The sequence below is a fragment of the Enterococcus sp. LJL99 genome, assembly GCF_054871725.1.
On sequence record NZ_JBTXLT010000005.1, the window covers coordinates 306038 to 318752 of the forward strand.

A 12715-nucleotide genomic window follows, 5' to 3' on the forward strand; every position below is an offset into this window, starting at 1 on the left:
TAAAGAAGGCAATCAAGGAACGTTTATAGTAATAGCTATTAAGATTAAAAATAATAAGAGGAATCATCTAGGCTAGATGATTCCTCTTATTATTTTTTTGAGAAGATTTAATATTCTAATTCCTTAATCGCAATCGTTTGTTTCGTTTCTTCAACTTCTAAACCAGTTTTATTTTCCCACCATTGTTTAAGCTCTTTTTCATAGGTTGTTGGAAAAACATCTACTACTTCTAGTAAGGTGCGTCCTTGTAAACGAGCGTAAGGAAAATTAAGAATTAGGTTATACTTTAGTTCATTAAGCAAGCTATAATATTGGAACATCATGTAGTATAATGCCTCATCATCCTGTTCAAGCATGAGGTTTGGTGCCCGGTCTAACATAAAGCCAAAGCTGCGCATCATAAATGTAAAAGCATCCATATGCTCCACTTCGATTTGTTCGACTTCTCTTAATAATTTGATATGAGTGTTTAGTGCATTTGCTAAATCTTTTTTTAATAAATCTGCTTCAACCATCATTATCGCGCTCCTAATTAAAATAAATTTTGCCAAAACCCTTTTTTAACAGGTTTTTCAACTGGTTTTACGGGTGGATATTTGTCTGTAATCGAGAGCTGCTCTTCATTGACTGCCTGCTTAGCACAAAGAATCAAGCCGTAAGAATCAAGTGAGTTTTCAACAAAATCATTAACGACAGTGAACGTTGTTTGGTGTTCTGTCAATAATTTGATATAGCTAGCTTGTAAACTCATATCCATTACCCCATTCAGTAAAACAAAAGCTTCAGGATATTTGGCTAATTCTTTTAAAAGATTGTCTCTATTGGTTGACTCTTTCATTTGAGCAATGGTCATCGTTAAATAACAACGTTCCCGAAAAGTCCCCATATACTTTTTTTGCTCATCTGGTTTTAATAACGGTGTGCCGTACATCGCGTTATCTAAGTGTTTTTGCATGTCATCTTGTGCCATGAACCATCCCCCTCTACCTACACTTTATGCTTACTTTAAATTATAACATACAACGATCTATATCTAAAAAAAGATGAGAGCAGGAATAAATTTTTAAAGCAGGAGATGATAAAAAGTATTGCATTTCTAAATGATTTCGCATAAACTATCAAATAAGAATGAAAATCATTCTCAATTAGAAAGAGATTCAATTCTTTTCAGTTACTACTTAGTTTTTAGGAAATAGAAAATGGAGCGGGTACATGAAAAAAATCAGTCTTTTTATATTATTACTCCTTTTGTTTATTCTCTCGCTCGTTGTTGGTATCAAAGAAATCTCTTTGGCTGAGCTTTTTCATTTAGATGCACAACAGCAATTAGTTTTGGTGACAACTAGACTGCCACGAACGATTAGTTTAGTCATTGCGGGAAGTACGATTAGTATTTCTGGCTTAATCATGCAGCATTTGACGCAAAATAAATTTGTTTCCCCAAGTACAGCTGGAACGATGGACAGTGCGCGATTAGGTATTTTAGTTGTGATGATTTTTCTCCCTAGCGCTCCCTTGCTTTTTCGTTCCTTTGTAGCTTTTTTATTTGCTTTTGGTGGGACCGTCCTCTTTCTTTATTTGACGCGTTTTTTACCTGCCAAAAACCAAATTATGATTCCGTTAATTGGTGTGATGTTTGGAAATATCATTGGTTCGATTGCGACTTTTTTTGCCTATCAATTTCAATTAGTTCAAAACATGTCGTCTTGGCTGCAAGGAAATTTTGCGACGGTGATGAAAGGAAATTATGAATTGCTTTACTTGACGATTCCCTTATTGATTATCACTTATGTCTTCGCATACCAATTTACGGTTGTAGGCATGGGAGAGGATATGGCAACTAATTTAGGTATCCATTATCAACGAGTTCAATTATTTGGCTTAGGAATCGTTGCATTAGCTAGTGCTGTTGTTTTGATTATGGTCGGCAGTATTCCATTTTTAGGTGTGATTGTGCCAAATTTGGTCTCACTGCGTTATGGCGATCATATGAAAAACACCCTATTTGTAACGGCAATCGGCGGAAGTTTGTTTTTATTAGTTTGTGATATTCTTGCTCGAGTTGTTATCGCACCGTATGAAGTTCCAGTTAGTGTTGTTGTAGGAATTTTAGGGAGTTTCATCTTTATTGTATTACTCTTGAGGAGGAAAACGGCATGAGAAAATTCGTTCACTCCTATATTTTTAAATTATTGTTCCTTTCGGTAGCTGTGCTTGCCATCTGCTTCTTATACTTGACCTATAATACTTATGGGAATTGGGCATTTGCATTAGAGTTACGAGGACGTAAAGTAATAGCTTTTATTTTAGTTGGGATTGCTGCAACATTTTCGACAATCAGTTTTCAAACAATGACTCAAAATCATTTTTTAACACCGAATATTCTTGGATTGGACTCTCTCTATGTATTTGTTCAGACCTTATTGTTTTTCTTTTTAGGAGGACAACAACTATTGGGGAACGAAACACTAGGTACATTTTCATTGAATGTGAGTTTGATGGTCACAATTAGTCTGTTATTGGCTAAATTTTTATTGAAAAAAGGAAACCATGATTTATTTTTATTGTTAATGATCGGTATTATTTTAGGTACTTTTTTCAATAGTATTAGTACTTTTTTACAAGTTGTGATGGATCCTAATGAATATGATTTATTGCAAGGAAAGCTTTTTGCTAGTTTTGGGAATGTGAATAGTCAGTACTTACTTATCGCAGGAATGCTGATTTTAGGTGTTTCAGGTTATTTATGGTTCAAAAGTTATACGTTGGATGTTTTACATTTAGGAAACGAACAAGCTATAAGTTTAGGAATAAATATTTCTCGCTTTCAGTTTATTCTTTTGCTAGCTATTAGTGGTTTGATTGGGGTCTCCACAGCTTTAGTAGGACCTGTAACGTTTCTTGGATTTATTGTTGCGAACATGAGCTACCAACTGATGGGAACTTATAGTCATCGACAGCTATTTATTGGCGGTAGTTTATTAGCTATCTTTTTGTTGGTTTTTGGGCAATTTATGGTTGAACAGATTTTTCAATTGAACACGACGTTGAGTATTGTAATTGAATTTTTTGGTGGTATCTATTTTGTTGGAAAAATTATAAGTGAAAGGAAGCAGCAAGTATGATCGAAATAAAAAATGTATCCAAACGATATGGTGAAAAAATAGTTGTTTCAGAGGTACAACTTCCAATCACGGAGCAAAAACTCACTGCCTTTATTGGACCCAATGGCGCGGGTAAAAGTACGTTACTATCTATGATGAGTCGTTTAATCCCTAAAGATACAGGGGATATTTATTTAGACCACAATGAAGTGAAAACATGGAAACAAAATGAATTATCAAAAAAATTATCGATTTTAAAGCAAACGAATGGGATCAATTTAAAAATCACTGTACGAGAATTGGTCAATTTTGGTCGTTTTCCTTATAGTAAAGGAAGATTAAAGCCAGAAGACCATGAAAAAGTGGATGAAGCATTAAAAAATCTTGGACTTCTTGAGTTACAAGAATCGTACATCGATACCTTATCTGGGGGACAACTGCAACGAGTCTATATTGCAATGGTTTTGGCACAAGATACAGATTATATTTTATTGGATGAACCGTTAAACAATTTAGATATGAATTATGCAGTTCAAATGATGCAGACATTGCGTCGGTTAGTCGATGAGTTTGGAAAGACAGTCATTATTGTATTACACGATATTAATTTCGCGGCTAGCTATGCAGACGAGATCGTCGCGATGAAAAATGGTCGTTTGTTCCAACATGGTGAGACAGAGGAAATCATTCAAGCGGAAGTATTGAATGAATTGTATGATATGACCATCCGAATTTGTGAAGTAGATGGAAAACGTTTTTGTATGTATTTTAATTAAAACTTATTGGGGGAAGAAAATGAAGAAGAAATTTATAGCGATAGCTACAGTATCTCTAGCGGCATTATTTACTTTAGGAGCTTGTGGTGCAACTAGTAACACCAACGACTCAGCAGCAAAAGAATCTAGCGCAACAGAAGCGAAAACAATTACAGTTACAGATTCTAATGGCTCAATTGAGGTACCTAAAAATCCTAGGAAAGTTGTTGTCTTCGATAATGGTTCTCTAGATACGATTGATGCTTTGGGTGAAGGCGAGACAGTTGTCGGGGCACCAACGAAAAATCTGCCAGAATACCTTTCAGACTACAAAAAAGTTGAATCAGCAGGTGGAATCAAAGAACCAGATTTAGAAAAAATCAACGAATTACAACCAGATTTGATCATCATATCTGGTCGTCAACAAGATTATCAAGAAAAATTAAGCAAAATTGCACCGACGATGTATTTAGCTGTTGATGCAAAAGATACTTGGAATTCAACTAAACAAAATATCGAAACTTTAGCAGAGGTATTTGATAAGCAAGAAGAAGCAGATAAGAAAATCGCTGACTTGGAAAAAGAAATTACTGCAGTAAAAGAAAAAGCTACCGCAAGTGATGAAACTGCTTTAGTTACGTTAGTAAACGAAGGCCAATTATCCGCATACGGAAATGGTTCTCGTTTTGGAATCATTCATGATACCTTTGGTTTTAAACAAGCAGATGATAAAATCGAAGCTTCAACCCATGGACAAAGCGTTTCGTATGAATATATTTTAGAAAAAAATCCTGATATTTTATTTGTGATTGATCGGACCAAAGCAATCGGTGGAGATGCTTCTAATGATAATGTTGCTGAAAATGAGTTGGTAAAACAAACAATCGCTGGTAAAAACGGTAAAGTCATTTCATTACAACCAGATATTTGGTATCTAAGCGGCGGTGGATTAGAATCAACTCATTTGATGATTGAAGATGTCAATAAAGCATTTACTGAATAACTATCAGACCAGAACTTCAAAAACCTATCTAATCTAATTTTAATAGTAAGAAAATGACAACAGAAAAAAGTATCCTTATATTGACTATTTTTCTATATCTATGCTACAATTTCTGTAATACATTATCTATTAAAATAAAATGTGAAGAGAAGGAAAGTATTTTTTCAGCTAGCTTAAAGAGAGTCTTGATTGGTGAGAAGAGACAGTGAATCGGGAAAAGAAAATGGCCTTTGAACAGATTGATCGAATAAATTAAATCAATTCAGGTGCGCCTGTTACAGCGCCTCAGTATGATTCGTACTGAATGAGAGGACTTTTTATAAGTCAATGATTAAAGGTGGTACCGCGAAAGTGTAAGCTCTCGTCCTTTTCAGGACGAGGGTTTTTTGTTGTGAATCACTACGATTGCCGAAGGCAGAGTAGATGATGAACAATACTTGGCGAGCGAAGAGAGCGAAGTCACCCGAAGCGGAGTGGAATCACTACGATTGCCAAAGGCAGAGTAGATGCTGAACAATACTTGGCGAGCGAAGAGAGTGAAGTCACCCGAAGCGAAGCAGAATCACTACGATTGCCAAAGGCAGAGTAGATGCTGAACAATACTTGGCGAGCGAAGAGAGCGAAGTCACCCGAAGCGAAGCGGAACCACTACGATTGTCGAAAATCGTGAAAGAAATCTCATCACTAAAATCGAATCATGACAGATACTTGAAATCTAATTTATTTAAATTTGTTCAAAACTAGAACGTTTTTTGGTAGGAGTAGATTAGTGTATAAAAATTTTTAGGGGGAGAAATTGGATGAAGAAGAAATTATTTATCGTAAGTGCGCTAGTAGCGGGATTATTTTTGACTGCTTGTGGTGGGAATGACAAGAAAGAAGAAACGAAAAAAAGTGATGAGGGAGCTGTTGCTTCAAGTCAAAAAATCGAAATTAGTTCGCCAGCGCCAATCTCTACATTAGATACCACGCAAACAACTGATAAAAATACCTTTACAATGGTTCAACATTTATTTGAGAGCTTGTATCGTTTTGATGACGATAGTACACCAATTCCTGGCTTAGCTGAAAATGTAGAAATCAGTGAAGATGGTTTAACGTATAAATTCAAATTAAGAGACGATATCAAGTGGAGTAATGGAGAGCCAATTACTGCTAATGATTTTGTTTATTCATGGAAAAAATTAGTGACTCCTGAAACAATTGGACCGAATGCATATCTACTAGATAACGTAAAAAATAGTGCCGCAATTCGTAATGGGGAAAAAGATGTTTCTGAAATGGGCATCTCAGCACCTAGCGACACAGAATTTGTTGTTGAATTAGAGCAAGCACAACCTTCATTTCTAACGGTTGCTTCAATCGGTTGGTTAGCGCCGCAAAATAAAGCGTATGTTGAAGAGCAAGGAAAAGAGTATGCGCAAGATAGCGATCATTTAATTTATAGCGGACCATTTATTTTAACGGATTGGGATGCGGCTTCTGATAGTTGGACATTGAAGAAAAATCCAGAATACTATGATGCGGATGCTGTGAAATTAGAAGAAGTCAAAGTTAATACGATTAAAGATGAAAATACAGGCATTAACTTGTATCAAGCTGGCGATTTAGATTTGACTCGTATCAGTGGTCAATATGTACAACAACATAGCGATGATCCAGGGTATATCAGTCATTTAGATGTATCAAATATGTTTTTAGACTTTAATAAAGAAGAAGGCACTGCACCTGCAAATACCCATTTCCGTAAAGCAATCTCTTTAGCAATTGATAAGGAAGCTTTAACGAAAAATGTGATGAACGATGGCGCAGAACCTTTGAATGGGTTGATTCCAAAAAATCTTTATTCAAATCCTGAAACTTCTGAAGATTTTAGAAAATATAGTGGAGACTATGCAGTTTATGATGTAGAGAAAGCGCAAGAAGAATGGAAAAAAGCGCAAGCCGATTTAGGTGATAAAGTAAAAGTTTCTCTATTAGCTACGGATGATGAAAATGGTAAACGAATCGCTGAATATGTTCAAAGTCAATTGCAAGACAACTTAAAAGGATTAGAAGTAACAATTAATGCTCAACCAAAAAATAATCTTTTAGAAGCACGTACGAAGAAAAATTATGAAATCTCTCTTTCTGGTTGGACAGCAGGAAGTAGCGATTTAGATTCTTATTTCAATCTTTACAATGAAGGCTCTTCATATAATTATGGTGGTTTTAAAAATGATGAGTACAGCAAATTAGTCGATGCAGCGAAAACAACGGATGCCAATGACCCAAATAAACAATTTGAAGATTATAAAAAAGCTGAGGATATTTTATTAAATCAGGAAGCGGCTCAAGTACCATTGTATCAAAGTGCATCAAATTACTTAGTGAATCCAAAAGTGAATGATATTAGTTATCACCTGTATGGCGATTTCTTTAACTTAAGAAATGCTTATTTAGCAGAATAGGAGCAACAAAATGAATCAACTACTAGATCGATTTATTCGTTATGCAAAAGTAACTACTCGTTCGGATGCGGCTAGTTCGACTGTGCCCACGACACCAGGTCAAATCGAGTTAGCTAAAATGATTGAAAATGACTTGCGAAAAATAGGTCTTTCAGCGATTAACTTTAATGAAGCCAATTGTTTTTTAACTGCCATATTACCAGCGAATACGGCTAAAAAAATTCCAGCAATCGGATTTATCGCCCATTTGGATACGGCAGATTATAATGCTGAAAACATTCAGCCGCAAATTTTTACTGAATACGATGGGAAAGATGTTGTGTTGAATGAGCAGTTAGAAATCGTTATGCGAGTAAGTGAATTTCCGAATCTGAATGATTATGTAGGCGAAACTTTGATCACTACAGATGGAACGACACTGCTTGGCGCAGATGATAAAGCAGGCATCGTGGAAATTTTAGCAGCAATCGATTATTTATTGGCACATCCAGAAATCGAACATGGAGATATCCATGTGGCGTTTGGGCCAGATGAAGAAATCGGTCGTGGAGCGGATTTATTTGATGCCCCGAATTTTCCTGTTGCATTTGCCTATACGATTGATAGTGGTCGGGTAGGACATTTTGAATATGAAACATTCAATGCAGCGCAAGCGGTAATTACAATTGATGGAATCAGTGTCCATCCGGGAACGGCGTATGGTTCAATGATTAATGCAATCAAATTAGGTGAGCAATTGGATCAGTTATTACCATCAGAAGAAGTGCCAGAGAAAACAAGAGGGCATGAAGGATTCTATTTGCTGACAAAATTTACTGGTAGTATTGATCGGGCAGAATTAGTTTATATTGTTCGAGATCATGATAAAAAGCAGTTTTTAGCTAGAAAACAATTTTTAGCAGAAAAAGTAGCCGAAGTGAATGCGACTTTAGATAAAGAACGTCTGGCAATCACATTTTTAGATCAGTATTATAATATGAAAGAAATCATTGAAAAAGATATGCGTTGTGTAGAACTTGCGATTCAAGCAATGAAAAACTTGGCAATTGAGCCAATTGTTGAGCCGTTTCGGGGTGGAACGGATGGTTCTAAGATTTCATTTATGGGGATTCCGACGCCTAATTTATTTACAGGTGGCGAAAATTTCCATGGACAATATGAATTTATTACACTTGAATCTATGGAAAAAGCTGCTAAAACAATCGTTGAAATCATTAAAGAAAATGCACGTACCTCAGACTCAGAAAAATGATTTTTATTGTATGATTAATGTTTAAGCTAACTAAAGACGAGTTAGAAACAGCCCACGTCAGGGTTTGATTCTAACTCGTTTTTTGTTATTTAATAAAGTAAGTAATTTGTTTTTTAGGGATAAACTAATTGTTCTCGTTTTTATCAATAATAGAAAGATCATTTGAAAAAGAAATTAATTTTAAAAGATAAGAAAACTGCTATACTAAAAATTAAATGAATTGGGAAACACCGTTGTATCAACGTGACACGATTCGTACCAATTCATTTTAAGTAATGGTACAGATAGTGGCTTTTCTTTCGATAAGAGTACAAACATAATAGTAGCAGGAGGTGATATCATGAATATTGGTGACAAGATTAAAGAATGTCGTTTAAAGAAAAATTGGACACAAGAGCAATTAGCAAAGTTATTAAATGTTTCTCGTTCAGCCGTATCTGGTTGGGAAGTTGGGCGAAATTATCCCGATTTAGATACAATTGTTTCAATCAGCGATTTGTTTGATATCTCTCTGGATAAATTATTGAGGGAGGATAAACAAATGACAAAAGAAGTATCAAAAAAAATTCGAATGAACAAGTATTATAAAATTATAATAGGGATTATTGCAGTTATTTTTATTCTGTACATTGGGTATAATCAGAAATTACGAATGGATGAAGGAAAATATCGAGAAAATCTCGCTCATTTTGGTTGGTCATTAGATGCTGACCAAAATGATGGAAATGGCTATAAATTAACAGAAGGAAGGACAATTTATTGGACATATATTTTACCAACAGGTTCAGTTGGTTTTCCCTTAGAAGAACAAAATGTAAATATAATAACTAGAAAAGAATCATTGGTTATTGATGTTCATGATAGGGGAAATATTGAACTTGTTATTTCAAAATCGAATGATCCTACCGTTTTATATTCTGGAAAGGTTGAAGTCAATAACGAAGTTGAAATTACTCAAATGGACGCTGATTGGTCAACAGAAAAACAAGCATTTATGAAGGGTTATATTGAGCAAAATAAAAAGGAGTATCAAATACTTATTGATAAAACGATTGAAAAGATAAAGGAGATTGTTACAAAGAGATAGAGTCGTTTCTATTTATTGTGGTGAAAAATAGAACCAAAAACTAAAAGGCAGTCGGCACAAATTAAGTGTCGACTGCCTTTTAAATTAATTATTCTGCTGCTTCCATTGGAAAGTCAATGGTATACGTATGTGTTGTTTCTTTATCGTTTTCATCTTTTGCTTTGAAGGTTACTTTGATTTGGTTGATGTCGCTTAATTTGTTTTCATCTTTTACTTTAAAGTGGATGTAGCCATCTTTATGTTCATCGTGTGTTAAGATTTCATCATCCCAGTAATTTAAGAAGAATTCAGCATTTACTTCTTTGCCATCTTTCAATACTAATTCAGCTTTATCAGGTGTAATATGTTTGTCAGAACTATCTTCATTCATTAATTGGTATTTTAAGGAAACTAACTCTTTATAGGTAGTATCATCATCATCTTTAAAATCGGCAACATTAACGATTTTCGCATGTTCCACATCTAATGTAATATTGTCCCAATCAGAGTTTTTGTATTCTGTATCATAGGAAACGATATCCTTGATTTTAGGATTTGCGCCATCTCTTACTAAAACTTTAAAGAAACCGTCATCCTTCAGGTCAGTCGTAGATTCAACAATAGCATCTCCTGAATCATCTGTGTAGACTGTTTCGCTATTTGATTCGTTTACAATCTCACCAGATTCTTCTGTATGACTACAAGCTCCTAAAGTAAATAATGTTCCTAACGCAAGAATTGAAACGCCTAAGTATCTTTTTTTCATGATAAATTCCTCCAAAAATTTTTATTTATAGTTTTTTATTTAGTCGAGTCTTGTCTGAAGACACTTTAGAAACTAGAAATCTTCAGACAGTTTCAAATTAATTTAAGTGTTTTTTAGCTGTTTCTAAGTCTTCTTGAACAGAATCGTAGCCGAATCGTTCAATCGTTCCATTTAATTTGTCAACGATCATTGTATCTAATAAAGCAGTGTCTGTTTCATCCATGTATAAGAGTAAACCTAGTTCATTTTGTGTTAATTCTTTTGCTACGGAATCAAAAATTGTATTTGTTTTTTTATTTTTAATATAATTAGTTCCTAAGCCGGCTAAATCGCCAACAACCCAACCGCATAATACGCCTAATGGACCGCCTAAGATTCCAACGACCATCCCGATGATCCCGCCAGTTGCAATCCGATTCCCACTTTCATAATCTAAGCCATCTTTAATTACATAACTTGTTCCATCTTCTGATTTTTGAAGAATTGCTGCTTGTTTGAGTTCAAGTGTATTGCTTTTAGAAATTTGTTTTAGTTGTGATAGTGCTTCGTAAGTTTTTGCTTGGTCTTCAAATGTTATTAATGCTACTTTTTTCATGATAAATCCTTCTTTCTTGTTGTTTTTTTATTTAAATTTAATTACATACTTTATAAATTGGATTTCTAGAAATTGGAAATTCTTTGACTTCTGTTTCGGCTAATAATTCATCTGTTAAGGTAACTTTTGCAATTTCATTACTTGCGTAGTCAGTATAATAGAAGGTTTTGCTTTCATTACAAGAAATACTTACATATTGTGAATAGTCACTATTACCTGTTTTTTCAAGGACGATCCCTTTAGGAATTCTGACAGAGGCTAAAATATGAAAAACATTCATAACACCTTCATCTTCATTTGCTGCTTCTTTAATATACTCTTTCAAAAACGCTGCTCGAACAAATCGTTCAGGAGGTGTGTAGCCTCCAGGTAAGCCTGAAGTTCCTGTTCCTTGTGAGAATGGAGTAGCTTCGAAATCACCAAACTTGGCTGAATCATATTGCATTGGGCGAACACTTAAGTAATTGCGTAAATTTTGGATGTGCCATTCTAATTGTGGCGTATTGGTCATCACATTTACTGGATTTTCTTTGAATGATAATGTCTTTTCAGTTGGTTCGATTACAACACTTTTACCTGATTCATCGGTAATAATCCAATGTAATGGTGTGATGATTCCTAGCTCAGGAGCTGGCGCAGCAACTAAATTGATTGTATTCAGTTCTTGACCAATTTCTTCAATTGTAGAAAAATTACCTAACAAATGTAGAATAAATTCATGTGGTGCAAAGTTTTGACAAGCAGGATCGACTTCTTTTTGATAAACAGCTTCGCCAGGAAGATATAATTCTGCAACTGATAAACCTTTTTCATTTACTCCGCCAGCTACAAAATAGCTACCTTCTAAATTTTTTCCAGCACCTGTAAAACCATATTTGTTTTGATAAGATTTTTGATCACTTACAGATTGCCATTGATACGCTCTTGGGATAAATACAGGGCAACTATTTAATGGATAAGAAAAATCCATTGTTCTCGCTAATAGATGTTTACCATCTTTTGTTTCTGTGAAAATACTTGTACACATGATATACACGTCCTTTAATTTTTTTATGTTTTATATTGTTGTTTTGTTGATAAGCTTAGTATATAGGGTATTTACTTCTATAAATTTTGAATTCTGTCGAAAAAAGCGACACTTTATTTTTCTAAGGTATTTAAATTATGTTTATTGATTACACCGCCGATTAATTTGATAAAGCCGAACATCAAGAAATAATAACTAACTAAGGCTGGAACGCTAATGATTGTTGTTTCATTGGCAATCAATAAAATCAAGCCAATTAATCCACCAAGCAGATCCACAACCAAAGAAACATAGTAGTAAGGCATGGAAATTCTTTTTGCTAAATCTAGCATAAAAAATGAAATCACTGCGTCACTGATAAACCAGACACCAAACAACATCGCTAAAGAAGGGAGATCCAATGAGATATCAACCACTAAAATCAAGCCGACAATCAGGTCAACAACACCTAAAACAATCGCTGATGTTTGTTTATGATACGTTCGCTTTGAAATCTTGTCTCGATTCATAATTTCAAAAAAACCTTTAATTAGGGAAAAGACACCAATTAATTGGACAGCTTCCACAATGTTTTCTTCTGTATACCTCATCGCTAAAACAGCCATGAGGAGATACAGAATTCCTGTTAAAACTTGTAGAAAACGATAGGATTTAAAAAATTTTGTTGTGTTATTCATCTTTTTTACCTTCTTTCGCA

Annotated in this window: 13 protein-coding genes and 1 other annotated feature; of the genes, 7 read left to right on the plus strand and 6 right to left on the minus strand. The window is 34.6% G+C overall.

From position 1 onward, the window contains the following. Window positions 1-107 precede the first annotated feature (107 nt). Window positions 108-515, minus strand: a complete 408-nt coding sequence (locus tag ACYSNW_RS10105; protein ID WP_461744387.1) for a hypothetical protein — start codon at window positions 513-515, stop codon at window positions 108-110. Between the two features lie 17 nt (window positions 516-532). Beyond that, window positions 533-970, minus strand: a complete 438-nt coding sequence (locus tag ACYSNW_RS10110; protein WP_461744372.1) for a YueI family protein — start codon at window positions 968-970, stop codon at window positions 533-535. A gap of 242 nt (window positions 971-1212) precedes the next feature. Here ACYSNW_RS10110 and ACYSNW_RS10115 point away from each other — a divergent pair, with 242 nt between their 5' ends. The 7 genes from ACYSNW_RS10115 to ACYSNW_RS10145 all read left to right on the plus strand — a co-directional run bounded on the left by ACYSNW_RS10115 (window position 1213) and on the right by ACYSNW_RS10145 (window position 9651). Further along, the gene (locus tag ACYSNW_RS10115; RefSeq protein ID WP_461744373.1) at window positions 1213-2160 is read left to right on the plus strand and encodes an ABC transporter permease; all 948 of its coding nucleotides are present in this window, start codon (window positions 1213-1215) and stop codon (window positions 2158-2160) included. Then, window positions 2157-3125 (plus strand): iron chelate uptake ABC transporter family permease subunit, encoded by a 969-nt coding sequence (locus ACYSNW_RS10120; protein WP_461744374.1) that lies wholly within the window; start codon window positions 2157-2159, stop codon window positions 3123-3125. Before ACYSNW_RS10115 ends, ACYSNW_RS10120 begins: the two co-directional genes overlap by 4 nt. Continuing rightward, the gene (locus ACYSNW_RS10125; RefSeq protein ID WP_461744375.1) at window positions 3122-3880 is read left to right on the plus strand and encodes an iron ABC transporter ATP-binding protein; all 759 of its coding nucleotides are present in this window, start codon (window positions 3122-3124) and stop codon (window positions 3878-3880) included. The genes ACYSNW_RS10120 and ACYSNW_RS10125 overlap by 4 nt, the downstream gene beginning before the upstream one ends. 19 nt (window positions 3881-3899) lie before the next feature. Next, window positions 3900-4862, plus strand: coding sequence for a siderophore ABC transporter substrate-binding protein (locus tag ACYSNW_RS10130; protein WP_461744376.1), 963 nt, complete (start codon window positions 3900-3902; stop codon window positions 4860-4862). A 135-nt stretch (window positions 4863-4997) separates the two neighbouring features. Then, window positions 4998-5234 (plus strand) — a binding site (T-box leader). 428 nt (window positions 5235-5662) lie between these two features. Next, complete coding sequence (locus ACYSNW_RS10135) at window positions 5663-7312, plus strand: peptide ABC transporter substrate-binding protein (protein WP_461744377.1); 1650 nt, start codon at window positions 5663-5665, stop codon at window positions 7310-7312. Window positions 7313-7322: 10 nt separating this feature from the next. After that, window positions 7323-8564: a peptidase T gene (pepT, locus tag ACYSNW_RS10140; RefSeq protein WP_461744378.1), complete on the plus strand. Its 1242-nt coding sequence runs from the start codon at window positions 7323-7325 to the stop codon at window positions 8562-8564. A 340-nt stretch (window positions 8565-8904) separates the two neighbouring features. Next, window positions 8905-9651 (plus strand): helix-turn-helix domain-containing protein, encoded by a 747-nt coding sequence (locus tag ACYSNW_RS10145; RefSeq protein ID WP_461744379.1) that lies wholly within the window; start codon window positions 8905-8907, stop codon window positions 9649-9651. Between the two features lie 88 nt (window positions 9652-9739). Here the strand turns inward: ACYSNW_RS10145 and ACYSNW_RS10150 are convergent, their stop codons facing one another. The 4 genes from ACYSNW_RS10150 to ACYSNW_RS10165 form a co-directional block, all read right to left on the minus strand. Beyond that, window positions 9740-10396: a hypothetical protein gene (locus ACYSNW_RS10150; RefSeq protein ID WP_461744380.1), complete on the minus strand. Its 657-nt coding sequence runs from the start codon at window positions 10394-10396 to the stop codon at window positions 9740-9742. Window positions 10397-10493: 97 nt separating this feature from the next. Next, window positions 10494-10991 carry a hypothetical protein gene (locus ACYSNW_RS10155; protein WP_461744381.1) on the minus strand — a complete coding sequence of 166 codons (498 nt, stop codon included), beginning with the start codon at window positions 10989-10991 and terminating at the stop codon, window positions 10494-10496. A 37-nt stretch (window positions 10992-11028) separates the two neighbouring features. Next, window positions 11029-12018 (minus strand): choloylglycine hydrolase family protein, encoded by a 990-nt coding sequence (locus tag ACYSNW_RS10160; protein ID WP_461744382.1) that lies wholly within the window; start codon window positions 12016-12018, stop codon window positions 11029-11031. A gap of 113 nt (window positions 12019-12131) precedes the next feature. Beyond that, the coding region (locus tag ACYSNW_RS10165; protein ID WP_461744383.1) for a DUF308 domain-containing protein at window positions 12132-12715 on the minus strand (584 nt) is incomplete at its 5' end.

Coding starts and splice junctions, on each gene's coding strand:
- ACYSNW_RS10150 (WP_461744380.1), bottom strand. CDS start 10,396: ATGAAAAAAAGATACTTAGGCGTTTCAATTCTTGCGTTAGGAACATTA.
- ACYSNW_RS10110 (WP_461744372.1), bottom strand. CDS start 970: ATGGCACAAGATGACATGCAAAAACACTTAGATAACGCGATGTACGGC.
- ACYSNW_RS10145 (WP_461744379.1), top strand. CDS start 8,905: ATGAATATTGGTGACAAGATTAAAGAATGTCGTTTAAAGAAAAATTGG.
- ACYSNW_RS10155 (WP_461744381.1), bottom strand. CDS start 10,991: ATGAAAAAAGTAGCATTAATAACATTTGAAGACCAAGCAAAAACTTAC.
- pepT (WP_461744378.1), top strand. CDS start 7,323: ATGAATCAACTACTAGATCGATTTATTCGTTATGCAAAAGTAACTACT.
- ACYSNW_RS10160 (WP_461744382.1), bottom strand. CDS start 12,018: ATGTGTACAAGTATTTTCACAGAAACAAAAGATGGTAAACATCTATTA.
- ACYSNW_RS10105 (WP_461744387.1), bottom strand. CDS start 515: ATGGTTGAAGCAGATTTATTAAAAAAAGATTTAGCAAATGCACTAAAC.
- ACYSNW_RS10130 (WP_461744376.1), top strand. CDS start 3,900: ATGAAGAAGAAATTTATAGCGATAGCTACAGTATCTCTAGCGGCATTA.
- ACYSNW_RS10120 (WP_461744374.1), top strand. CDS start 2,157: ATGAGAAAATTCGTTCACTCCTATATTTTTAAATTATTGTTCCTTTCG.
- ACYSNW_RS10125 (WP_461744375.1), top strand. CDS start 3,122: ATGATCGAAATAAAAAATGTATCCAAACGATATGGTGAAAAAATAGTT.
- ACYSNW_RS10115 (WP_461744373.1), top strand. CDS start 1,213: ATGAAAAAAATCAGTCTTTTTATATTATTACTCCTTTTGTTTATTCTC.
- ACYSNW_RS10135 (WP_461744377.1), top strand. CDS start 5,663: ATGAAGAAGAAATTATTTATCGTAAGTGCGCTAGTAGCGGGATTATTT.